A 24,033-nucleotide genomic window follows, 5' to 3' on the forward strand; every position below is an offset into this window, starting at 1 on the left:
AGACGGCCGCCCTCTTCGGTGTGCGGTTCACCGCGTTTTTCGGGGGCTGCTTCTGCTTTTCGGGGGCGCTGCTACTGCGCCTTGATGATCTGGGCGGAGTCCCCCAGGGAACTGCCCGCGATCAGGCCGGCGCCGACGAGGTTCAGCTCCGTGTCGGCGCGCGGGCCCCGCATCCGCCGGTAGACGACGCGGATGGCCAGCGCCGCCAGAACGAGCCAGCAGGCGTGCGGGGTGAGGATCAGCAGCCCGGTCGCCAGCATCACGCCCATCTGGCGGCGGGTGCCGCCCAGAAGCTGGATGAGCGCGCCGGGGATCGCCCACAGCAGCATCGTGCGCAGGGCACCCGGATCGCTGAGCCCGTGCCGCACGGTGTCGGCGTACACCTTGGCGACCGGTGGGATCAGGTCCTGCTGGAAGTAGGACTGCCACAGCACCGCGACGACACCGAGCGCCACGGCGAACCCGATGAGCGCCGCGCGGAACTGCTCGCGCCTGCCGGCCCGTTCGTACGGGTCCCACGGCCGGTGGTCGCTGCGCAGCAGCCAGCCCGCCTTGAGGTCGTACCCCATGTCGGCGAACGCGGGGCCTGTGGCGGACACATAGCCGACCAGCAGCGCGAGCGGTACCGAGGGGATGCCGATGACCAGGCCGAGGATGAGGAAGATCAACGTAACGGCGAAGGACGGGAACCAGCCGGACTGCATGGCGGCCAGCCCGACGATCAGCTCGTGCACCAGCGCGGCGAGCGCGGCGAACAGCACCCAGCCCACCAGCCCTGGCAGGCTCATGTCGCCCCACAGCCCGCCCACCAGCGCGAGGAGCGCGGCGCCCCCGGTGAACAGCGCGAAGCCACGCACCAGAGTGCGGCGCAGCGTCGCCTCGTCGACGCTGTACGTCTCGTCCGCGTGCGGCTCGGCCGCAGGCGCCTCGTCCGTGTGCGGGTCCGTTGCGGGCGGCTCGGCCGCGGGCGCCTCGTCCGTGTGCTGCTCCGCTGCGGGCGCACCGTCCGTGTGCGCCTTGCCCGTGGACGGGGCGCTCCCCGTGGCGGCGCCGCCCTTGCCGTGCCTGCGCACCAGCACCGTCACGGCCTGGCCGAGTGCCACGAGGCCCGCGCCGACCATCACGCCGTGCGGGACGTAGCCGGTGCCCAGGTCGGTGCCGAACAGGTCGGGCCCGAACTCCCGCAGGCCGAGTCCGACGCCGAACATCAGCAGGGCCCACACGTTGCCGAGGAACGCGACGCCCGCAGCCGACAGCGGCAGGCTGAAGAACGTTCCCACCAGCCCGACAACGGTGCCGCCCGCCAGCACGGCGGCCCGCTTGCCGCCCTTGTCACCTGCCTTGATCGTCTCGGCCGCCGCCGTTCCCGGGGGCCAGGCCGCCTGCGCGGGCAGCAGCCGGGAGCCGAAGGAGCGGTAGAGCACCCAGGCGTCGATGAGCAGCCCGAGAAACGAACCGGCCAGCATCGGCCACACCAGGTCCTCGCGCCCGAAGACGTACGGCACGGCGGCCGAGGTCAACAGCGCGTTGGCGGCGGCGAACGTGGCGGCGGAGATCGCGCTCTGCGCGAGGTTCTGGCGGTGCACCGAGCGCATCCGGTGCAGTATCCGCAGCGGTATCCGCCCGATGAGCATGGCGATCAGGGCGCCCACGACCGAGGTGTTGGCGGAGATGCCGAGCTTGGCCACGAGGTCGATGCCGATGACAGCGCCCACGACCGACAGCACCACGAGGAGTACGAACAGGAACGGTTCGCTCACCCGGGGATGCGTCGCGGAGGACGGGTCAGGCGCCGGCGCCGGATCGGGCGCGGTTCTGCCGGGGGAGGGTGGAGAAGACATGTGACACCTCTTCACGAGGGCAGGACGGGGGAGGAACGCTCGGGCGGAGCAGATCGGCGGAGCAGATCGGCGGAACAGGTCGGAAGGAATGCGGAGGAAGTGGGTGCGACGAGCCCCAGCGCGGCGGACCGTGCCGCGCCCTCACGTGCGTACCGGCCCATGTGCGTACCGGCCCACGTGTGGGCCCGTGCGGTGGAGAGTGGCGGTGCGACGCCGGGCGTGACGGGCCCGGTGGGCCTGATGGGCGTGACGGGCCTGGCCCGGCCGCCGTGGCGGGTGAGGCGTGGGTGTTCAGGCGGGCGCGGCGCCGCGTACGGCGTCGCCGGCGTCACATGCCGAAGGCCGCCGTCGCCTCACGTGCCCCGTCGAGCACCGAAGCGGTGATGCTCTCGACCGCGGCGGAGACCCGGTGCCCCGGCCCGATGACCGTGAGCGAGGCGGCGACGGTGCCGCCCTGGAAGACGGGCGCCGAGACGGCGGTGACCGCCTCGTCGTACTCGCCGTGGCTGACGCCGTACCCCTGTCCGCGGATCAGCTCATACTGCTCGAACAGGGCGTCCAGGCTGGTCAGGGTGTGTTCGGTGAAGCGCTGAAGGGCTGTTGCCCCGAAGATCTGCCGGATCTCCGCCTCGGGGTAGTAGGCGAAGATCGCATGGCCCGAAGCACCCGCGTGACCCGGCATGTGGGCCCCGACCAGTGCGGTGTAGCGGATGGGGCCCGTGCCGTCCACGGCGGCGGCACAGCGGTACCCGCCGCCGTTGGGCACGTTGAGCACCACGCTCTCGCCGGTCTCGCGCAGCAGTCTCGCCAGTACCGGCCGTACCAGCGAGGGCAGTACGCCGCTGTGCTCGCCGACGCGTGCGAGCCGGGAGACGGCGGGGCCGAGACGGTAGCGGCGCGTGGTGCCGTCGCACAGCAGGAACCCGCGCGCCGTGAGCGTCGTCAGCAGCCGCTGCGCGACCGCCTTGTCCCAGCCGTGGTGCCGTGCCAGCTCGCTGACCCCCCACTCAGGGCGCCGCTCGCTGAAGGTGAGCAGCACGACCAGCGCGCGGTCCGCCGTCTGCAACACCCCCGCTGCCGGGGCCTGCCGGGCTGCCGGCGACTGCTCTTCCTCGTCGGCCATACGCCCACCTCCTGCCGTAACTCCTGGTGCGCTCAGCGCAACGCCGTTGCGCTGTGAGGTGAGAACTATGAGCGTGGGCCCCGGGGGTGTCAAGGGTTCGGAGGGACTCCGATGGTGATGCCTGCGCGCGCGCCTTGCCCTGTGTCGCCCGGTTCGTACGCTTCCCGGGCCGTGCCACCGCCGTCCTCCGGTGCCCCGGCCCGCGACCTGGCGGGGGCCGGGCGGGGACCGGGCTCAGGCCGGGCCGCGACCGGGCCGGGATCTGCGCCGCGCCGGGCGGGAAGAGAGCAACGCTCGGCTAGCCTGGGGGAGTTGAGCGCGCGGGCGGCGGAGGAGGGTGCTGTGCGGACACCGGCATCCCGTTCGGTGCCCGGCGACGAGAGCCGAGTGGCGGAACGGGCCCGGGGCCCTCGGGGGCCCGTGGCGGATGAGGGTTACTGGGTGGACCTCTTCCAGGCCGGACAGCGACTGGGCGCCGGCTTCCTCCTCAACCGCTGCTTCGTGCTCACCGCGCTGCACTGTCTGCGGCACCTGGACGCCTCGACCGGCGAGGTCGTGATCGCACTGGCGGACGCACGGCGCGTGCGCGGAAGGGTGTGCCGTACGGCCGACGAGGCCGACCTGGCACTGATCGAGATCGACGCATCCCACGAGATCGCCCTGCCGGTCCCCTCGGCCCACATCGCGGCCCGGGGGGACAAATGGCGCGGCCCCTACCGCCCTTCACCGGGCGACGTGCAGCTCAGCGGGTCCATCGACCACGGCGCCATGCTCTACACCTGCGTCGCCGGAGCCTCGATCGAGGCACTCCAGCTCACGGCGGACCAGCGGCTCGGCGACTACTCCGGCTACTCGGGCGGCCCCGTCGAAGGCGGCGAGGCCGATGCCGATCCGGTGGTGCTGGGCATCCTCCTCGAACAGGCCATGGACCGGCACTCCACCGAACTGCGCGCGGCCAACGTCCTGTTCGCCGCCACGATCGCGGAAGCGCTGCGCCGCTTCGACCACTTCGACGTCGGGCACCTCATCGACGTACTCCGCCCGCCGGCGCACCCGGCGCACCCGGTGCGCCATGGGCCGCTTCCGACCGGGCAGGACGGCCGGCTGCCGTCGCGGGGTGAACCGCTTCCGTCGGCGAACGGTCCGCTTCCGGCGACAACGAACGATCCGCTTCTGGCGGCAACGAACGGTCCGCTTCCGGCGACAACGAACGATCCGCTTCTGGCGGCAACGAACGGTCCGCTTCCCCCGGCGCGGAACGGTCCCCATCCCGCGGCCCACAACGGCCGGCCCCCGGCCCCGGCACACCCCGCGGCGGGGCAGGAGCAGGACGCCGCTCAACTCCCCGCCACAGCCCCTGTTCTCGCTCCCGGGGGCGAGCCCGGTACCCACCCCGACGCCGCCCCTGGCCCCGGGCCTGCCGCTGACACCCCGCCTGTGGTCCCGCCGCCGCCCTCCGGGCCGGTCACGCGCACGGGGCTCGAACCGGTCGCCGAGGCCGAGACGTTGCTCGTCGCGCTGCGGCAGTGGGCGGAGAACGGGCTCATCGACCCCACCGAGGCCGCCGCACACCGGGTCGAGGTCCTGCGGCGGCTGATCGAAGGAAAGCTGGGCGAGGGCGCCCGCGATGCCCATGATTGAGAGCTGGACCCACGCCATCTCCACCGCCGAGCGTGGACTGCGCGGTGACGCGGGGGCGCGCGCCGCCGTCGCCAGGGACACCGCCGTCTTCGTACGGGGCAACGCGGCGATGTCCGACCCGGAGACGGTCGGCCAACTGGCCCACCTCGTCGCCCTCTTGGACGCACTCGGCATGCCCCAGCTGTCCCGTACGGCCGTCGACTGCGCCGTTGACCGGGCCCTGTCGGACGAGGCCCTGCACAGCGCCGTTCTGCTGCCCGTGCGCTACCAGCTCGTGCGGATGCTGGCCGAACGCGGTGAGCGCAGCGACCTGGAGACCGCCCAGCGGCTGCTGTCGCTTCCCCTCACGGACACCGCCGCGCCGTCAGGGCTGGCCGGATCAGCCATGCTGGCCAGCTTCTCCGCACTCCGGCTGCGCCTGGGCCCCGCGCCGCACGCCACCGAACTGACCGCCGCCGAGCTGGCCCGTACCGCCCGGGACCGGCTCGCCTCCGCAGAGGGAGAAGGAGAGGCCGAGGCCGAGGCCGAGGCAGAGGCAGGGAGGGACGGCGACGGGGACGGGGAGCTGGAGGAAGAGGGGGCGCGAGAGTGGGGGCAGAGGGCCGGGGGACGGCCGGATGCCCGTGGGGTGCTGGAGGCCCGGCTGCTCCTCCTCTCCGTACTCGTGGAGGAGGCCCGCCACAGCGACCGCCCCACCGGGCCGGCCGCCGCCGAACAGCTCGCCGCCGAGGTGGAGTCCGTGTGCCGGCGACTGGTCGCGCTGCTGGGCGGCGAACACCCCCGGTGCCTGGCGGCCCTGGTGACCCTCTCGGCCGCCGAGTTCGAGGCCGCACGCGCGGCCGGGGAACGGGACCGCGCGGAACGTGCCGTCGATGTCCTCACCCTTGTCGCCCAGCGTTCCGCCGCGACCCTCGGCCGCGACCACCCCCAGGCGCGGGGCGCCTTCGCCATGCTCGCCTGCATGGAGTTCGAGGCGGCCCAGGACGCGGCCGACGAGCCACGCGCACGCCGCGCGGCCGAACTCGTGCGTACGGCGGCGGACAGAATGCGCCCCCGCCACCGGCACGCGGCCTCACCCGCAGATGCCCAACCGGCCCAGCCGGTAAGCGAATTCGACACGCCCGGCCCGGGACCGGGCCCTGACCTGGACCCGGACTCGGACCCGGACCCGGATTCGGACCCGGAACGTGAACGGGAAGCTGATCCGGAACGTGAACCGGAGCCCGTGCCGAACCTCCCACCCGCGGGGAAACTCGCGGAGCCGCGAAGCACCGCCCCGGCAGAGCAGCCCCCCGCACGGGCACGGACCCCCGAACCGGAACAGCCGTCCGAACCGCCACAGCGAGTCCCCCCTCCGGAAGGCACCCCCGCTCCGGGAAGGCCCCCCACACCGGAAAGCCCCACCCCCGCACCGCAAGGCGACCCCCCGCCGGAAGGCGACCCCGCACCCGAGGCCACCCCTCCCTCGGTCCGGCTCCGTTTCGCCGTGCTCGGTCCCGTGCGGGCATGGCGCGGCGACGAGCCGCTGCCCACAGGCTCGCCTCAGCAGAGAGCGCTGCTCGCGGCGCTGCTGCTGCGCGGCGGGCGCACCGCGACGGCCGAGGAACTGATCGGCGCGATGTGGGGCGAGGAGCCACCGGGCCAGGCGAAGGCGGCGCTGCGTACGTACGCTTCACGCCTTCGCAAGGCCCTCGGTTCCGAGGCCGGGCTGCTGGTGAGCGAGTGGGGTGGCTACGCGCTGCGGACCGGCGCCGAGGACGCTCTTGACCTGGACATCGCGCTGACGCACGCCGCGCAGGCCGAACGGGCCGTCGCGGCGGGTGACTTCGTCGCGGCCCGCGAGCAGTACGGCGCGGCGCTGGCCCAGTGGGAGGGCGAGCCGCTGGTCCATGTGCCGGGTCCGTACGCGGAGACGCAGCGCACGCGCCTGGAGGAGTGGCGGCTCGGTCTCCTCGAACGCCGTTTGGATCTGGACCTGCGGTTGGGCGGCCATGCGGAGGCGGTCAGTGAACTGACGGCGCTCACCGCAGAGCATCCCCTGCGGGAGCGGTTGCGCGAGCTGCTGATGCTCGCGCTGTACCGCAGCGGGCGGCAGGCCGAGGCGCTGGCCGTCTACGCCGACACCCGGCGCCTGCTCGCCGACGAGCTGGGTCTCGATCCGCGCCAGGAGCTGTCCGAACTCCAGCGGCGCATTCTGGAGGCCGACGAGGAGCTGACCCTGGCACACCAGCCGGAGGATGTCTCATCCGGTTCCCGTGCGCTCGCGCGTCCGGCCCAACTCCCGGCCAAAGTGGCCGACTTCACCGGCCGGGCCTCCTTCGTCGCGGAACTGGGCGACCAGCTCGCGCAGGCCGACGGCACCGTCATGGCCGTCTCCGCCGTCGCGGGCATCGGCGGAGTGGGCAAGACGACACTGGCCGTCCAGGTGGCACACGCGGCGGCCGACCGCTTCCCCGACGGACAGCTCTACGTCGACCTGCAGGGCGCCGGATCCTCACCGGCCGACCCGGAATCCGTACTCGGGTCCTTCCTGCGCGCCCTGGGAACACCTGATTCAGCCATTCCGGACGGCGTCGAGGAACGCTCAGCGCTCTTCCGCTCCCTCCTGGCCGGCCGCCGCGTACTGGCCCTGCTCGACAACGCACGCGACGCCGCCCAGGTACGCCCGCTGCTGCCCGGCACCGCCGGCTGCGCAGCCCTGGTCACCAGCCACACCCGCATGATCGACCTGGCCGGCGCCCACCTGGTCGACCTGGACGTGATGAGCCCCGAAGAGGCCATGACCCTCTTCACCCGCATCGTCGGCGAAGAGCGCGTCGCCGCCGAACGCGAAGCCGCCATGGACGTCGTCGCCGCCTGCGGCTTCCAGCCCCGAGCCCTGCGGATCGCGGCGACGCGGCTGGCGGCCCGGCGCACCTGGACGGTCTCCGTACTGGCCCGCAAGCTGGGCGACGAGCGCCGCAGGCTGGACGAACTGCAGGCCGGCGACCTGGCCGTCGCCGCCACCTTCGAACTCGGCTACGGCCAGCTCGACGCCCGACAGGCCCGCGCCTTCCGCCTGCTGGGCCTGGTCGAGGGCCCCGACATCTCCCTGCGCGCTGCGGCAGCGATGCTCGACCTGAGCGCCGAGGACGCCGAGGACCTGCTCGAATCCCTGGTCAACACCTCCCTGCTGGAATCGGCCGCACCCGGCCGCTACCGCCTCCACGACCTCGTACGCCTCTTCGCACGCGCCTGCGCCGAACGCGACGAACACCCCCCCAGCGAACGCGACGCGGCACTCTCCCGCCTCCTCGACTTCTACCTGGCAACGGCCCGGCATGTGTACGCGCTGGCGCGGCCGGGCGCGCAGCTCATGGACTCCACGGAGACCGGCGCACGCGGAGGCATCCGTTTCGCGGGTCGCGGCGACGCCGTCGGCTGGCTCGTCGCGGAGTCCGACTGCGCGCTGTCCTGCGCCCGCCAGTTGGCCTCAGGGCCCACGCTCCGCCACGCCGTCGACCTGCTGACGGTCACCGGCGTGCTTGTGGAGAGCGGTGTCCACGTCTGGCAGTACGAGCAGACGGCCGAGACGCTGAAGTCGGCCTCCGACGCGGCCGGTGACCCCCGGGCCGGGGCGAGGGTACGTTCCGCGCTGACAGCGCTCCATCTCGCCGCCGGCCGGTTCGAGGCGGCGGGCGAGTCGGCACGCGAGACGGCCGTGCTGGCCGACAGGGCCGACGACCCGCTCTCCGCCTCACACGCGCTGTACGACCTGGGGGTCGTGGCGACGTACCAGGGCCGGCACGAGGAGGCCAAGCGCCATGTCGACGGGGCACTGGACGCCTTCCGTCTCCGTGGTGACCATCACGCCGAAGTCGCCGCGCTGTGCCTCCTCTCCCGGGTGCACACCGGACTGGGCGAGACCGGGAACGCGCTGGCGCTGGCTCAGCAGGCCCTCACGCTCCAGGACCGGCACGGCGGTCCCCCCGAGAGAAGGGCCCCGGTGCTGAACGCGCTGGGTACGGCGCTGACCGCGGCCGACCGGCTGGACGAGGCCGAACAGTGCTTCGACGAAGCGCGGTCCCTCTTCCAGCAGACCAGGCAGAGCCTGGGCGAGGGGCTCACGCACTATCGCCTCGGACAGCTCCACCTCGCACGCGGGCGCCCCGCTCTGGCGGCTTCGCAGGCTGAGCAGGCTCTCGCCATCCTCCGTGGCGTCGGCGGCGCGTGGCACTGCGCCGGTGCGCTGACGCTGCTGGGCAGCGCCCTGGACTCCGTACGCCAGCACGACCGCGCGCGTGCCTGCTGGCGCGAGGCGCTCACGCTGTTCCGGCAGCTCGGGAGCGGCGAGGCCGAGGAGGTCGCCGCGCTGCTCGAACCCACGAGGGCGGCCCAGTAGCGCCACGCCCTTGCCGTAGCGCCCCGCGCCTTGACGCAGTCCTCGGCATCCTGCCCTCCCAACTCACCCCGCTGCGGCGCCACTTCACCCCTCTCACCCCTCTCACTCCTCCCCGCCCCTCTCCCAGGCCCGGAAGCGGGGTATCGCCAGCACGCTGACGGCCGTCGCCGCTGCGAAGAGCGCGCCTGCCACGAGGAAGGGCGCCCGCAGCCCGAACGTGGTGGCCAGCCGGCCGCCCAGGAGTGCTCCCAGCGCGAGTCCGCAGAACGACATGAGCCGGGTCGCCGAGATGACGCGCCCCATGAGCGCGGCGGGCGTTGCCTTCTGCCGTACGGAGGCGGCGAGCACGTTCCACAGCGCGGAGTGCCCGATGTAAGCGGCCAGCGCGACGGCGACGGCGACGAGGTTCTCCGTCACGGAGATGACGAGGAACGAGGCGGAGCCGGTGGCCAGCGCCACCGCGATCGACCAGCCGTATCCGATACGGGCACGGAGCCTGCCGGCCGACCACGCGCCGGCCAGACCGCCCAGGGCCGACGCCGACAGAAGCAGGCCGTACTCGGCTGAGCTGAGCCCGAGCACCTCGCGCGCGTACAGCACCAGATAGGAGAACGGGATCATGTAGCCGACGCCGGCGATGGTGCCGATGACGACCGTGGTACGCACGATCCGGTGGTGCCACGTCCAGGAGATCCCCTCGCGGATGCCGGCGTAGACGCCCGCCGGAGGCGCCGTCCCGCCCGCCGGGACGCGGTAGTTCCCCCGGAGAAGGAAGTAGCTGACGCCGGCTGCCAGGAAGGCGAGCGTATTGAGCCCCGACGGGGCGAAGGCCGCGGCGGCGAAGAGGAAGCCGCCGAGCGGCGGCCCGGCGAACTCGTCGACGATCAACTGGGTGCCCGCGATCCGGGAGTTGGCCCGGTCGAGACCCGCAGCGGTGACGGCCTGCGGCAGTACGGCGAAGGCCGTGTTGTCCGACAGCGTCTCCACGACGCCCATGACCACGAAGACGGCGTAGAGGACGGGCAGCGAGGCCGTGTGCGTGGCGACCAGCATGGTGAGGACGGCGAAGACGGCGGCCCGGGCGAAGTTGGCCCGGTAGAGGAGCACACGGCGGTCCCCGCGGTCGATGAGCACCCCGAGGCCGAGCACGGCCAGGATGCGGGGCACCGCGTGGGCGAGGGGCAGCCCGGCGATCGCCGCGGGAGAGCTGGTGAGGTCGGCGGCCAGCAGCGGCAGCGCGATGAAGGTGATGCCGTCGGCGAGGTTCGACGAGGCGTTCCCGGCCCAGATCCGCCGGTACTCGGCACCGAGCTTCACGGGGCCACCGCATGCCCGCCACCCCTGGCCCCGTCCCGTGTGCCACCGCGCCGTCCCATGGAGCGCACCGTAGGGGAGCGGGGCGGCCCGGCACGAACGGGATTACGCGCTGCACGACCTGGACCAGGAACTCCACCGGGTCCACGAGGCACACCAGCGGCGCGAGGGTGTCCGGGGGAGCCGGGGCTCAGGGGCTGTAGGGGCCGCGACTGTGCGGACCAGGCTGGGGCGTACCGCTCCATGGCGGTGGCGTGGCCGGGTTCTGCGGCGCCGGCTGGTAGCGGGGGCGGCCCATGGGGTCGGGGAAGCGGCGGTAGCCGAAGCCCGTGAGCCGGTCGGCCTGGGCCTGGTCGCGTTTGCGCAGGAGGAGGTAGGCGACGATGACGAGGGCCCCGATGAAGGAGGTACCCATCATGGAGGAGATCACAGAGTTCCCGGCCGTCGGGCCGAAGACGACGCAGAGGAAGGCCCCGACGAGCAGCGTGATGTTGCGCCTGTAGGCGCCCATGCCGTCGACGGTGATCCGCGACTTGAGCAGATCGAAGGGGGTCGCCGGTTGGCTGCCCGGAGGACCCGGGTGGCGGCGGAGGGTGAGGGCGGGGCGCGTTGTGAGGCCCGCCTCGAAGGTGTCGTAGGTGTAGCCCAACCCCTGTGCCTGGTAGGCCAGTTGCGCGAACCGCGTGATGGAGGCCGTCCGGCTGGAGAGGCGGATGACCTCCTGGCCCGTTGCGGCCTGCTGGTGCAGTGAGTCGGCCTGCGCGCGGTTGGGTGCCGGTGCCGGTGGTGGTGTCGCCGTGGCGCCGGACGGAGGGGAGGGTATCGGCGTGGATGCGGGCCCGTCGGGCGGGGGCCCGGTGGATGCGGGCCCTCCGGGGCCGGGAGCCGTCAGTCCCGTACTCGCCGGGTCGGGGCCCCATGGCTCGGGGCCCAGCGTTCCGGGTCCCGCCGGGCCGGGGCCTGCCGGTCCGGCCGCTCCGGTACTTGGCGGCGGCCCGGGGTGCGCGTTGCCGGGGCCCGCGTGCGCCGTACCGGTGGACGGGGGAGCGGGGTCAGCGCCGGGTGCCGGGTTCTCCCACTGGAGGAGCGCCGCCGCGTGCCGTCCCAGGCCGGCGATCAGCGTGGCAGGCAGCCACGGCGTTGCCCCGTCCGCCTCGGACGGGCGGGTCGCGTCGAGCAACTGGTCAACGGTGGGCCGCCGTTCGGGGGCCTTCTCCAGACACGCGCCGATGAACGCGTGCCACTCAGGGGGCACGGCCCCGAGGTCCGGCGCGTGTTCGGCGACGCGGAACAGCAGGGCGTGCTGGCCGCCTTCGGCCGTACCGAAGGGAGACCTGCCGCCGGCGGCGAAGGCCAGCACGCAGCCGAGCGCGAAGACATCGCTGGCCGGGGACACGCGCTCGCCCCGTACCTGCTCGGGCGAGAGGAAGCCGGGCGAGCCGACGACGGCTCCCGTCCGCGTCAGATCGCTGCCCGTCGCCGTCTCCACGGCCCGGGCGATACCGAAGTCGATCAGCCGGGGGCCGTCGATGGTCACCAGGACGTTCGCGGGCTTGAGGTCGCGGTGGACCAGGCCGACACCGTGCACCTCGCGGAGCGCGCGCGTCAGGCCGTGCGCGAGGACGCGGAGCGCTTCGGTGGGGAGAGGGCCGTATTCCTCGGCGACGACCGCGTACAGCGAGGGGCCGGGCACGTAATGCGTGGCCACCCACGGCTGTTCGGCCTCGGTGTCCGCGTCGAGCACCGGCGCCGTCCACTCTCCCGTGACGCGCTGCGAAACCGCGACCTCCTGGCGGAAGCGCTGCCGGAACTCGGGCAGCCGTGCCAGATCCGGCTGCACGAGCTTGACCGCCACGGTGCGGCCCCGCTCCGAACGTGCCAGATAGACCCGCCCCATTCCCCCTTCGCCCAGGCGGCTCAGCAGTCTGTACCTGCCGACCTGGACGGGGTCGGCGGGCTCAAGGTTCCTCATTCCGCTTCCTTCCGATCAGCTGGCCGCTCGATCCTAACCATTCGTCACCAGTGATCCGTTGGGGCGGTTGGGGTCGACCGGCATCGGGAGCGGTGCGGAGTTGTACGGGAATCGGGGGCTAAGGGCGTACACGGACAGGCGTCCGGAACGGCGCTGCACCGACGGATTCGGCGCGCGGCCCCCCGGCTCGGTGCGCCGGGTCAACGGATTCGGTGCGCGATCCCTCCCCGGCTTGGCGGTCGGCCACCGGCCTGGCGTATGACCACCTGGGCCGCGCGCGCGAGAACCCGGCCCGGGCGCACGAGCCACCCGGCCCGGGCGCGTGACCCCCTGGCCCGGCGGCCCAGCGGCCCGGCGGCCGGCCGTCGAGGAGGACCAGGGCTCCACCGTCCGGCAGTCGGCGGCAGGGGCCGGTCACTCGATTGCGGAGCGGCGGCTTGGCGGGGCGGGCTCCCGCCTGCAGGTATCGACGGTGCTTGTGGGGACACCAAGAGCTTGTGTTACCCGCTGTCCGTAATGTCCGCCTAGTGTCATTGGTGGAACGTGATCAAGCCGATCACCAGCAATGACGCGAGCACCAGCAAGGACGAGAGGGAGTGCGGAGCATGGCCGGGAAGAATCTGCAGGGGAAGGTCGCGGTCGTCGGTGGCGGCGAGAAGAACCTGGGCGGGCTGATCAGCAGGACGTTCGCCGGGGCAGGAGCGAAGGTCGTCGTGCACTATCACGGCTCCGAGAGCGAGGCGGAGCAGACGGTCGCGGACGTCCAGCAGGCCGGTGGACAGGCCGTCGCCGTGCAGGGCGACCTGACGAACGTTGCGGATGTGCGGCGTCTGTTCGATACGGCGGTGGACACCTACGGAGGTGTGGACATCGCGGTGAACACGACGGGGATGGTGCTGCGGAAGCCGATTCTGGAGACGACGGAGGACGAGTACGACCGGATGTTCGGCATCAACGCCAAGGCGGGCTTCTTCTTCATCCAGGAAGCCGGGCGGCGGCTGAACGACGGCGGCAAGATCATCAGCCTCGGTACGTCCCTGCTGGCGGCGTTCACCGACGGCTACGCGACCTACGCGGGCGGCAAGGCGCCGCTGGAGCACTTCACCAGGGCGGCGGCCAAGGAGTTCGCTGACCGCGGGATCTCGGTGAACACCGTGGCCCCGGGCCCGATGGACACTCCGTTCTTCTACCCGCAGGAGACCCCGGAGAGGGCGGAGTTCCACGCGTCCCAGGCGCTGGGCAACCAGCTCACCCACATCGAGGACATCGTCCCGGTGATCTTGTTCCTGTCCACCGAGGGCTGGTGGTTCACGGGGCAGACGCTGTTCCCCAACGGCGGCTACACCACCCGCTGACCCCCCGCCGGCGACGACGCAGCCGCGAGGCCCCCGCCGGGCCACCGCCCCACCCCCCCCGCCCCCGTACAGCCCGAGCACCCGGAGGTACCGATGACCACACAACCGCTCGACCCCGCGGTGGCCGCCTTCGTCGCCGCCCTCAACTCCGGCGACAAGGACGCCTTCGCCGCCGCGCTGACCGACGATGTCACCATGTCCGACGACGGCACCGAGCGCGACGTCACCGCGTGGACGGACAGCGAGATCTTCTCCTCGAACGGGCATCTGGACGTCGAGGACGTCGCGTCCGACGGGCGGACACTGACGGGCACCTACACCAACTCCACCTACGGCAGCATGCGCACCCGATGGGCGTTCACCGTCACCGACGGCCGGATCAGCCGCTTCGAGACCGGCCAAGCGTAGGGCCGGCCCTGTTCGGCGGGGGAGGCGCCCCCTCGGCGTCGTTCCCTGAACGAGCCTGATCCCATGGAGGACCTGGGACCCTCAGCGCGGGCCCGGACTGCTGGAGCGTCCGGGCCCGCTTGCATGCTCGGAACACGCGTCCCTGCCGGGCGTGGGCCGGACGAGCGGCAAGGATGGGACCGGCGACGAACGAGAGTGAAGAAGACGACGGCCAGGAGGCGTTGCGATGAGTGGCCAGGTTGCCGGCACGGGCCGGACAGGAGCGGTACGGCGGGTGATGGGCGGACGCGACCCGGACGAGGCGCACCGCGCCGCGACGCCGCTGGAGCTTCTGTTCGACCTGACATTCGTGGTCGCGGTCTCCCAGGCCGCGGTCCAGCTGCACCACGCGCTCGCCGAGGGCCATATCGCCTCGGGGCTCGCCGCGTACGCCGCGGTGTTCTTCGCGATCTGGTGGGCGTGGATGAACTTCACCTGGTTCGCCTCCGCCTACGACACCGATGACGTGCCCTACCGGCTGCTGACGCTGGTCCAGATGGCCGGTGTGCTGGTGCTGGCGGCGGGCGCGCGCCCCGTTTTCGAGGACCACGACTTCACCGTGGTGGTGATCGGCTACGTCATCATGCGGGTGGCGCTGCTGACCCAGTGGCTACGGGCAGCGGCCGAACACCCCGAGGGCCGGAGCACCACGCTGCGCTACGCCGCCGGTATCGCCGTGGTGCAGGTCGGATGGATCGCCCGCCTGTGGTCGTCCGGAGTGTGGGTCTGGGTCACCTTCCTCGTCCTGGTGGTGGCCGAGGTTGCCGTACCCGCGTGGGCCGAGTCCCGCGGTCGCCGACCCACCAGCTGGCACCCCGGGCACATCGCCGAACGCTATGGGCTGTTCACCATCATCGTTCTCGGCGAGGTGATCCTCGCCTCGCTCGCAGCCGTCCAGTCCGCCATGACCGACCACGGCCTGTCCACCACCGTTCTGCTGATCGCCGTGGGCGGACTGCTGCTGGTCTTCGCCCTGTGGTGGATCTACTTCAGCGGCAGCGAGGCCGCACTGACCACCCTGCGTACCGCCTTGGCTTGGGGATACGGCCACTATGCCGTCTTCGCCGCGCTGGCCGCGATCGGCGCGGGTCTGGAGGCGGCCCTCGACGCGGCGGCACACCACGGGCACCTCTCCACCCGGGGAGCGGGGCTCGCGATCGCGGTGCCCGTCGCGATCGTGCTCCTCGTACTGGCCGTTCTGCACCGGGCCACCGGCACCGGGGCCGTCGGACACTCGCTGCTGGTGCTCGCCGGCGCGCTCGTCGTGCTGGTCCTGGGGTTCTGCGCACCGGCCCTCGGCATCGGAGGCACGGTGCTCGGCACCGGCCTGGCAGTGAGTGCCACTCTGGCCGCCAACCTCATCACCGTGAACCGCCGCCGCGCCAAGGGACTTTGACGTGGTACTGGACCTGAACAAGCTGGGGCACCTGGTCGCCGTCGCGGAAGAGGGCAGCCTCACCCGGGCCGCCGCGCGTATGCACCTGTCCCAGCAGGCGCTGTCGACATCCATCCGCGTCCTCGAACGCGAAGTCGGCGTGCCGCTGCTGGAGCGCGGCAGCACCGGCGTCACCGTTCTCCCCGCGGGCCGCGCCCTGGTCGAGGACGCCCGCGTCCTGAACGGCGTGGCACGTTCGGCGGTACACCGCGCCCGGCACATCGGCCGCGGCGAGGCCGAGCCCCTCCGCATCGGCTACACCCCGGCCGTCACGGGTGAGGAAGTCGTCAGCCTGCTCACCCCCGTGACCGACGCGCGCCCCGGCACCGTCCCCGATGTGCACCAGCGCTACCCCGACGAACTGACCGAAGCGCTGCTCGCCGGCGACCTCGACCTCGGCCTGTGCCGCGGCATCACCCCCGCACCCGGGCTGACCCGCACCACCCTCGGCCACCAGCGCCTGCACATCGCCGTCGCGTCCAGCCACCCCCTCGCCACCCGTACCGGTGGTGTGACGCTGCCCGAACTGGCCGACGAACGCTTCATGGTCTGGGGGACACCCGGCCGGTCCGGCTACACCGATCTGCTCATCGACCACTGCCGTCACGCCGGCTTCGAACCCCGCATCGCACGCACCGGCCGCCAGGGCACGCCCCCGGTCACCGCCGTCATCGGCACTGACCACCTCGCGTTCGTCACCACACCACCGGGCACCGCCGCCGGTGGCAAAGCGCGCATCCTCACACTCGAACCCCCGCTCCACGCACCCCTCCACGCCCTCTACCTGCCCCACACCACCTGCCCGGGGCGCGACATACTCCTCGGCACCGCGGCCCCGTAAGCCCGTACGGGCAGGTGGTCGCCGCACCGCGCGGTGACCTCAGCAGGCACCAGGACAGCAACCGTGGGCAGTAACTCCGGGCAACCCCGAACGGGCAACCCCGAACGTGCGACCCCGGACGTGCAACCCGGGACTGCAACCGTGCGGGCCCCTCCCCGCGTGGCAGCACATGTGCCGAGACCTCAGCTGTTCGAACGGGCGCGCGCGTTGCTCCGCCGCCCGCGTCTGCCCCGCACCCGACGGGGCAGACGCCGCGCCGTACAGGGGCTCGTGCTGCTGTGTGTGCTCGCGCTGCTGCCCGCGACGTGGCTGCGCATGACGACGCGCTCCGCGGTCACCGAAGCCGGCGCCGTCGCCGAGGCCGTCGCCGGCGCACCCTCCGCGCCCGTCGCGATGGTGTTCGGCGCGGGACTGTGGGACGGCGAACCCTCCCCGTACCTCGCACACCGGCTCGACACCGCTGCCGAGCTGTACGCACACGGCAAGGTCCGCGCTGTCCTCGTCACGGGCGACAACAGCCGCGACAGCTACGACGAACCGGACGCCATGCGCCGCTACCTCACCGGCCGCGGCGTGCCCTCGCGCCATGTCGTCGCCGACTACGCGGGCTTCGACACCTGGGACTCGTGCGCCCGCGCCAAGCGGGTCTTCGGCGTCGGCAAGGCGCTGCTCGTCAGCCAGGACTTCCACATCCGCCGCGCCACCGCGCTGTGCGGGGCGGTCGGGATCGAGGCACACGGCGTGCCCGTGTCCGAACCGCGCGACCTCACCTGGTACGCCAGCAGCGTCCGCGAACTCCCCGGCGCGGCCAAGGCACTCTACGAGGCGACCCTCACCCCCGACCCACACTTCCTGGGCCCCGACGAACACGGCGTGCGACGCGCACTGGCGAAGTGAGGGCACCGGCGGGCGAAGTGAGCGCGCTGAGGAAGTGAGGGCACGAACGAGGTGAGGAAACGGACGCTCCCGAGAACCGGGCCTTCAAAGGCGCGAGCAGCAACGGGCTGAGAAGTACGAGACACGAGAGCAGCAAGCGGGCTCAGAGGTAGGCGAGCAGCCGCTCCAGCGGTGTCGGCGCCTCCGCGGGGCCCAGGGCCTCCACCAGTGAGCGCGCGTAGTGGGCCTTGCGGCCACGAGTGGTGCCGAGGAAGCGCCGGAGCTGCTGCTCGACCGTCCGCTCCCGCTGCGCCAGCTGCTTCTGGAAGGTACGGAACGCGCGCAGATCGCCCTCCTCACCGAGCACGTCGCACACGGTGCCGGGGCCGAGACAGCGGATCAGCTCGTCCTCCAGATCCGCGACGCACACGAAGAACCCCAGCCGCTCCAGGTCGGCACGGGTGGCGAGCGGCCCGGAACCGTTGCGCTCCAGCGCACGCCGGAAGAACCTCTCCTCCTCCGCGTCACAGAGTCCCGCCGTCCCGACGTTCAGCCCGCCGGGCCCGAGCAGGGCCAGATAGCGCCCGATGCTCGTCGCACCGCCGAGCGGTACGACGGAGACGCCCTCCTCACCGAGAGCCCGCCCCCGCCGCGCGGCGAGCGTCTCGAACGCGACCTGGTCGCTGACCCCCTCGACGAGCACGACCGTACGCACACCCACGTCTCCGGCCAGCCCCTGCGCCACCACACCGGCGTCCCCGGCCCCCACACCCCCGGCCGCCCACGCGACGGCCGCCGAACGAAACCGCTCCATCGCGTCCACCCCCCGAGTCTCGCACCACCACCCCACCCCCGACCCCCGCTTTTCCCCACCACCGGCCCGCCTTCACGGTCAGGGATCGACCTCGGCGAACGACTCACAGACCGCTCCGCGCACTGCCTTCGAGAAGATCTGGTACGAGCTTGTACGAGCCCACCAGACCCTGCTTCCGGGGCCCCGGAAGCGCTACCGCATTCACGTCCAGCCGAAGCGTGGTGGCCGGCTTCGCGGCGCTGTGCAGCTGACGACGGGCGATGTCCGCAAGGCGGGCGAGTTCGTCCGAGCGCACGATTGGGACGAGACGGGGCTGAAGTTGCATTTCCGAGCTGAGGCGCCGGACGGAGGCAACTCCTGGTCGCCCGGCCGTTCTTCCTCTAGTAGCGGCGGGGACTGGAAACGGAGCATCAGCCACCGCGCCAGTCCCCGACCCTACTAGGAGCATTCACCTCTGTCGGAACGCGCCGAGAAGACAGACGCCCTTTGTTGGATGGTCGCTCCATACGGCGCTCTGCACCGGTCGTGGGCGAGGTTGCGCAACATGACCTGGGCGCGAACGAATCAAGGCAAGTGACGTACATCACATTGGTAGCGCGGTGACTGAACGTGCTGATGAATCATCGGGAATGTCCTCGCGGCCCCGGAATGAATAACTCAAGGTGAACTTATGTGGATCCTTTAGCTCCCCTTGGGTCGGGGTGGTTTGACACGGTGTCAGCTCCGTGTGAAGTATCTTCCTTCCCAAGTTCTACAAGGTCTCTACTCGAGTGCCACCTGAAATCCATCTAAAGGAGCGGTCGTGCGCAACAACAAGAAGGTTGCCAGATATGCAGCCGCAGGAATATCTGTCTTAGCACTGTTGGGATCCGCGTCTCCGGCACTTGCCGAGAATCTTGATTCGCGCTCCCCTGGTGCCCATGCGTGGAGCACAGACGGCGCGTACAACAATCGCAGCGTCGCCGTCCAAGACACTGCCTCGGACAGCCACTCCGTGTACGTCAAGTACGACCGCAAGAACAGTCGTGGCCTGCGGATGGACAACAGCGGGGGCTATCGGTCCAAGAAGTACAGCGGCTCGGACAGTTCTCACCGCGTGACCGCCGTGCAGGCATGCACGAACATCCAGTTTTCCCCCGACGAGTGCGGTGCCTATGACCGCCCCGGCGACGGACATTGAGCCTGCTCCTCTTGAGGGGCGGCGTCTTGGGCGCCGCCCCTCGTTACGTGCGCTTCCCGCCGAACTCCGCCCAGGACAAGGAAAGTTGTGCTCGCATCGGACGCCCCCACCCTCGCAACCGCCCCCTCCGGCGAAGCCCCGGCGCTTCGTGTGCGCGGGCTTTCCTATTCTCTGGCCGACCGTGTGCTGTTCGACGGGTTGGACCTTCAGGTCGCTCGCGGGGAGTCGGTGGCTGTCACCGGAGCAAGCGGTTCTGGTAAGAGCACGCTGCTGTCGTGCGTGCTGGGCCTGATCAAGCCGGGGGAGGGGACGGTCGCGGTGACCGGAACGCCGACGACCGGCCTGTCCGGGAAGCGCATGGCGCGGGTGCGCAGCGAGAGCATCGGCATGGTCTTCCAGTTCGGTGAACTGCTCCCTGAGCTGACTCCCGTCGAGAACGTCGCGTTGGCCCCGCTGCTGTCCCGTACGGCGACGACGCCGTCGGGCGATCCGAAGAGCGAAGATCCCTTCGTCCGCGCCGAGGGCCTTCTGACGGACCTGGGGGTACCGGTACGCACTGCCACCAGCCGACTGTCCGGCGGCGAGCGCCAGCGGACGGCCGTCGCACGGGCGCTGATGAACGCCCCCGGACTGCTGCTCGCCGACGAGCCGACCGGTGCGCTCGACGCCGACACCCGCGAACTCGTCGCCGACCTCCTCTTCTCGCTTCCCCGGCGACACTCCTGCGGACTGCTGGTGGTCACCCATGACGTGACCGTGGCCCAACGCGCTGACCGCGTCCTGCACCTGCGTCATGGCCGCCTGACGCCGGCAGACCGGGCGAGCGCGCCCGACGAGGTGCGGCCGTGAAACGGACCGGACTGTCCCGGCGCCTCCTGCGCATCGGTCACGCTGCCGGACAGCACGCCGAGGCCGGACACATCCGGTTCGTCGCCCTGCTGTGCGCCGCGCTCGTCCTCACGCTGGGGGGCGCTTCGGCGGTCGCCGTGCACGCGGTGTACGAGGGGAAGGCCCAGCGCGTCGCCGCACGTGAACCCGCGGTCGCCACCGGGACGGCGCAGCGGGCGCAGGCGGCCTATCAGGTCTCCTCGGACTGGCTCGCAGACCGGCGCCAGTACGACATCGTCTTCCTCGCTCCGCTCACCTCCGATGTGCCGCTGCCGCCGGGCGTGCGCGGTTGGCCCAGTGCGGGCGAGGTGCTGCTCTCACCGGCGCTGCGCGAAGCGGGGGCTGGTGAGGGGATCGAGGAGCGTTATGGCCGAACCGTCGGCACCATCGCGGATGACGGGCTCGCCGACGGATCAGAACGTTTCGCCTACATCGTCGTCAAGCCCCAAGAACTGCACTCCCGTTACGCCTCCCGGATCAGCGGATTCGGACCGGGGGACGGAGCGGGACAGGGCCGCGTCGGACCCTATCCACGCGACGATCAACCGGAATGGATGTTCCAGGCGCTCATCGTCGGCATGCTGTTCCTCCCCGGTCTCGCGCTCGCCTGGGTGGCTTCCCGTACCGGGGCACGCGCCCGCGACCGCCGGATGGCGCTGATCGCCTCCCTGGGCGGGCGCGCGAGCGACAGGGCACTGATCGCCTGCGGCGAGGCATGGCGCCCTGTGCTCTGCGGCATCGCCCTGGGCGCCGCGGCCACAGGGGCAGCCGCCTGGCGGGGTGTTCGCCTCCCGGTGACCGGATACGTCATCGAGGCCGCGGACCTGCAGCGCTGGTGGTGGCCTGCCACTCTTCTGGTCCCGTTGGCCGCCGCCTTGTGCCTGTTCGCCGTTGTTCTCCTCTTCGACCGCCCCGCCTCAGGGCGCCGCCAACGGATGGTTCGTCCCGGGCAGGGACACCGCCGCTCGCCGATGGTGTGGGCGATGCTGTGTCCCGTCATGCTCTTCCTGGGCGTTCAGGGCGCCCGCTTCTTCCCTCCTGAGAATCCGGCACGGCTCTTCGCCACCTGGGCAGGCACAGCGGGCACCCTCGCGACCCTCCCGGCCGCCGTCGCGGTCACCGCAGCCGCACTCGGACGTGGACTGGCACGCATCGGCCGACGCCGACGCCTGCCGGGGCTGCTCGTCGCCGGTCGCCGCACAGCTGCACATCCGCGCACCGTGGCCCGCATGGTGGCGGGCGTCGCGATCGCCCTGTGTCTGCTCTTCCAAGCGGTCGCCTGGCAGATGATCTTCGGGCAGCAAGCCACGGCGGCCCAGCTGACCCTCGACCGCATCGGCCTGAGCACCCTCGAAGTCGGCCCGAAGGGAGGCGGAAAGCGAGCCCAGGCCCGGTTCGTCACCCGGCTTCCCCAGGGCACCGAAACCGCGCTCTTCTCCACACCCGGAGCCCGAGGCGTCCGCATCGCCGGCGACTGCACGGCACTGCGCACGCTCGCGCTGCCCTGTCCCGGCGACGAGGGGGCCTCAACCGCACTGAACGAGCGGCCCTCGGACCCGCGCGTACGCGAACTCCTTGCCTGGAAAGCCTTCCCCGACGCTGCGGTCACCGTCACCCGTGACCGGAACGCCACCAGGAAGCCTGTCGACGCCGAGAACGGCAGCACGCTCATCCTCACCAGCCGAGACGGGGAGGACCTGGACGTCGCGGCGCTGAAGGAACTCGCCTACGACAGCTTCCCGCGCGGAGCCCGCATCGACGCGCCCGGCGCCGACTACCTCGTGGGAGGAGCCCCGAACAGGGACCAGGGCCGCTGGAGCGTTCTGCTCGGTATCGCCGCCCTCACCATCCTCGCCCTCGCCGCCGGACTCTCCGGCATGGCCGAACACTTGCGCTCAGGCCGGGCCCTCGCACCACTGACCGCTCTCGCAGGCGGCACCGGCATCTTCCGCACCACTGCGGCCTGGGGCGTCGGCATGCCTCTCCTCCTGGCCGGACTCACCGGCACCCTGGCGGGCGGCTGGCTCGCACAACCCCTCGTCGGCCCCCGCGGCCTCGAAGTCCCCGCAGCGCTGACCACGGTCAGCCTCCTGGTCGTGGCGCTGCTGGGCCTGCTCATGTGGTGGTGGGCGGCAACCGCCGCCGCCCGCCAGGCGGACGCCTGGCAACCCGGCGAACAGGACTGAGACAAGCAGTCGTTGGCGCGGTGGGGGAGTGCGCGGACCCGGTGGGTGGGGGGTACTCAGCCGGGTTGAGTATGTGCGCTCAGGGGTGGGGGCGCGGGGCTTTCTAGCGTGGAGTGCATGGAAGCGGAAGCGCGGTCCGAGTCGGAACCGGAGAGCGTCGAGAAGACGGATCGGCGGTGGCAGGTGGGCTGTGTGGCGGCGATTCTCGTGCTCGGTGCCCTGCTGCTGCTCGGGATGTGGGGGCTCTCCGAACTGGAGAAGGGGCTCGACGGCTACGGGCAGTTGGAGGGTTCGGCGGCCGACAGTCCGGACGGGAGCGCCGCCGATCCGCTCATGCCGGGTATGGCGGCCCGTTTCGAGGACGGGCTCACGGTGTCCGTGGGCGACCTGCGACGCGAACGGGGCGGGCACGCCTACCGCTTCACCGTCACGTACGAGAACGAGACGGACAGGAAGCTGAGGCCCGGCGGTCCCACGGCTGAGGACAGCGTCTCCGAGTACGAGGACGCCCCTCTCGTCGTCCGCGCGGGCGATCCTCTGGACGACACGGGGTCCGACGACGGCAGCGTCAGCGACTGGCTCAACAAGGACGCGGCGGCGGCCAGGCTCCTGGCCCCGCTCGGTGAGGGCGAGAGTGTCGCCGTGCCTGTGCGCGTCTCGGGTGACACGAAGGGCATGCCGGTCACGGTCGAGGTCAAGCCGCCGGACGACGAGTACAGGGACACCGCGTACTGGCAGCTCACGCTCGCCTGACCGCCTGACCGCCTGACCGCCTGACCGCCTGACCGCCTGACCGCGACTGTCCGGCCGAGCGGCCCGTGCGTTCGCGCGCTAGGGTCCTCGGCATGCCTGAGACCCGTTCGTCCGCGTCCCCGGCCTCGCCCGTCACGGCGGACGACCTCGACGAAGCCGTGCAACTCGCCGTCGCCACGCTGCGCGGGGCGCCGCAGGACGGCTGGGACCGTAACGCGGGTTCGCTGGACTGGGACTGCTGGGAGACCGTCGAGCACCTCAGTGACGACCTGTTCGCCTACGCCGTCCAACTCGGCCCGAGGACACCGCCGTTGACCGGCGATGTGCCCTACGTGTGGGAGAGCCGCCGGCCAGGCGGTCCGCTGAACGCTGTGCACGCGGACCGTTCGGCGGGGACAGCCGGGCTGTTGCAGGTGCTGGAGGCGAGCGGTGCGCTGCTCGTCGCGATGGTGCGTACGACACCACCGCACGTACGCGGCTACCACGGCTTCGGTGTCTCTGACCCTGAGGGCTTCGCCGCGATGGGCATCGTGGAGACGCTTGTGCACACCTACGACCTGGCCGAGACGTTCGGGCTGCCCTGGGCGCCGCCCGCCGGTCTGTGTGCGCGTACGCTCGCGCGCCTGTTCCCGCACGCCCCCGAGGGCACCGACCCGTGGCCCACTCTGCTGTGGGCCACGGGACGCACCGAGCTCCCCGGGCACCCGCGCCTGACCAGCTGGCGCTGGTACGGGGCGCCCAAGTAGCGCGCCGGGCAAGCGAGTTGGCTCATGCGGCACGCAAGTAGGGCTCACAGCGTTCACAGTGCCCACATTGCGTTCACGGGGCCGCCGTGGGGCGTCCGCCGGGGGTGGGGGTGGTTCAGGCTTTGCGGGTGTTGATGTCGTCGGTGAGTTGGGGGACGACGTCGAAGAGGTCGCCGACGATGCCGTAGTCGACGAGGTCGAAGATGGGGGCCTCGGCGTCCTTGTTGATCGCCACGATCG

At 71.9% G+C, this 24,033-nt stretch carries 17 protein-coding genes and 1 pseudogene; 12 read left to right on the forward strand and 6 right to left on the reverse strand.

Going from position 1 to position 24,033, the window contains the following annotated elements:
* Positions 1-71: 71 nt before the first annotated feature.
* Both NMN56_RS04320 and NMN56_RS04325 read right to left on the reverse strand, forming a co-directional pair.
* On the reverse strand, positions 72-1,841 hold the full coding sequence (locus NMN56_RS04320) for an OPT/YSL family transporter (protein WP_274045149.1): 1,770 nt from the start codon (positions 1,839-1,841) through the stop codon (positions 72-74).
* Positions 1,842-2,169: 328 nt separating this feature from the next.
* Positions 2,170-2,964, reverse strand: a complete 795-nt coding sequence (locus tag NMN56_RS04325; RefSeq protein ID WP_274045148.1) for an IclR family transcriptional regulator — start codon at positions 2,962-2,964, stop codon at positions 2,170-2,172.
* A 342-nt stretch (positions 2,965-3,306) separates the two neighbouring features.
* Between NMN56_RS04325 and NMN56_RS04330 the strand changes: the two genes are divergently transcribed.
* On the forward strand, positions 3,307-4,605 hold the full coding sequence (locus NMN56_RS04330; RefSeq protein WP_274045147.1) for a trypsin-like serine protease: 1,299 nt from the start codon (positions 3,307-3,309) through the stop codon (positions 4,603-4,605).
* A 1,486-nt stretch (positions 4,606-6,091) separates the two neighbouring features.
* A complete protein-coding gene (gene afsR / locus NMN56_RS04335) occupies positions 6,092-8,986 on the forward strand; it encodes an AfsR/SARP family transcriptional regulator (protein ID WP_430542465.1) in 2,895 nt (964 codons plus the stop codon).
* Positions 8,987-9,088: 102 nt separating this feature from the next.
* Here the strand turns inward: afsR and NMN56_RS04340 are convergent, their stop codons facing one another.
* Positions 9,089-10,303 carry an MFS transporter gene (locus tag NMN56_RS04340; protein ID WP_274045145.1) on the reverse strand — a complete coding sequence of 405 codons (1,215 nt, stop codon included), beginning with the start codon at positions 10,301-10,303 and terminating at the stop codon, positions 9,089-9,091.
* 187 nt (positions 10,304-10,490) lie between these two features.
* Complete coding sequence (locus tag NMN56_RS04345; RefSeq protein ID WP_274045144.1) at positions 10,491-12,272, reverse strand: serine/threonine-protein kinase; 1,782 nt, start codon at positions 12,270-12,272, stop codon at positions 10,491-10,493.
* A 605-nt stretch (positions 12,273-12,877) separates the two neighbouring features.
* On the opposite strand from NMN56_RS04345, the gene NMN56_RS04350 reads away from it, so the two are divergent.
* The 5 genes from NMN56_RS04350 to NMN56_RS04370 all read left to right on the forward strand — a co-directional run bounded on the left by NMN56_RS04350 (position 12,878) and on the right by NMN56_RS04370 (position 17,247).
* On the forward strand, positions 12,878-13,627 hold the full coding sequence (locus tag NMN56_RS04350; protein ID WP_274045143.1) for an SDR family oxidoreductase: 750 nt from the start codon (positions 12,878-12,880) through the stop codon (positions 13,625-13,627).
* 93 nt (positions 13,628-13,720) lie between these two features.
* Positions 13,721-14,035, forward strand: a complete 315-nt coding sequence (locus tag NMN56_RS04355) for a nuclear transport factor 2 family protein (protein ID WP_274045142.1) — start codon at positions 13,721-13,723, stop codon at positions 14,033-14,035.
* Positions 14,036-14,261: 226 nt separating this feature from the next.
* The gene (locus NMN56_RS04360; RefSeq protein WP_274045140.1) at positions 14,262-15,470 is read left to right on the forward strand and encodes a low temperature requirement protein A; all 1,209 of its coding nucleotides are present in this window, start codon (positions 14,262-14,264) and stop codon (positions 15,468-15,470) included.
* Between the two features lies 1 nt (position 15,471).
* Positions 15,472-16,350, forward strand: coding sequence for a LysR family transcriptional regulator (locus NMN56_RS04365; protein WP_274045139.1), 879 nt, complete (start codon positions 15,472-15,474; stop codon positions 16,348-16,350).
* Positions 16,351-16,521: 171 nt separating this feature from the next.
* A complete protein-coding gene (locus NMN56_RS04370; protein WP_280842837.1) occupies positions 16,522-17,247 on the forward strand; it encodes a SanA/YdcF family protein in 726 nt (241 codons plus the stop codon).
* A gap of 142 nt (positions 17,248-17,389) precedes the next feature.
* On the opposite strand, the gene NMN56_RS04375 is transcribed toward NMN56_RS04370, so the two are convergent.
* Positions 17,390-18,049 carry a TOPRIM nucleotidyl transferase/hydrolase domain-containing protein gene (locus NMN56_RS04375; protein WP_430542460.1) on the reverse strand — a complete coding sequence of 220 codons (660 nt, stop codon included), beginning with the start codon at positions 18,047-18,049 and terminating at the stop codon, positions 17,390-17,392.
* Positions 18,050-18,842: 793 nt separating this feature from the next.
* On the opposite strand from NMN56_RS04375, the gene NMN56_RS04380 reads away from it, so the two are divergent.
* The 5 genes from NMN56_RS04380 to NMN56_RS04400 all read left to right on the forward strand — a co-directional run bounded on the left by NMN56_RS04380 (position 18,843) and on the right by NMN56_RS04400 (position 23,793).
* The gene (locus NMN56_RS04380; RefSeq protein WP_274045136.1) at positions 18,843-19,220 is read left to right on the forward strand and encodes a hypothetical protein; all 378 of its coding nucleotides are present in this window, start codon (positions 18,843-18,845) and stop codon (positions 19,218-19,220) included.
* A 171-nt stretch (positions 19,221-19,391) separates the two neighbouring features.
* Positions 19,392-20,069 (forward strand): ABC transporter ATP-binding protein, encoded by a 678-nt coding sequence (locus NMN56_RS04385; protein ID WP_430542466.1) that lies wholly within the window; start codon positions 19,392-19,394, stop codon positions 20,067-20,069.
* Positions 20,066-22,294 carry an ABC transporter permease gene (locus tag NMN56_RS04390; protein ID WP_274045134.1) on the forward strand — a complete coding sequence of 743 codons (2,229 nt, stop codon included), beginning with the start codon at positions 20,066-20,068 and terminating at the stop codon, positions 22,292-22,294. The genes NMN56_RS04385 and NMN56_RS04390 overlap by 4 nt, the downstream gene beginning before the upstream one ends.
* Positions 22,295-22,411: 117 nt before the next feature.
* Entirely contained in the window at positions 22,412-23,047 is a 636-nt protein-coding gene (locus NMN56_RS04395) for a hypothetical protein (protein WP_274045133.1), read from the forward strand.
* A 92-nt stretch (positions 23,048-23,139) separates the two neighbouring features.
* Positions 23,140-23,793, forward strand: coding sequence for a hypothetical protein (locus NMN56_RS04400; protein WP_274045132.1), 654 nt, complete (start codon positions 23,140-23,142; stop codon positions 23,791-23,793).
* A 115-nt stretch (positions 23,794-23,908) separates the two neighbouring features.
* Here the strand turns inward: NMN56_RS04400 and NMN56_RS04405 are convergent.
* Positions 23,909-24,033: pseudogene (locus NMN56_RS04405) on the reverse strand (electron transfer flavoprotein subunit alpha/FixB family protein); the annotation flags it as partial.

Origin of the sequence: Streptomyces iconiensis (assembly GCF_028657195.3) — a bacterium.
Taxonomy (GTDB): domain Bacteria; phylum Actinomycetota; class Actinomycetes; order Streptomycetales; family Streptomycetaceae; genus Streptomyces; species Streptomyces iconiensis.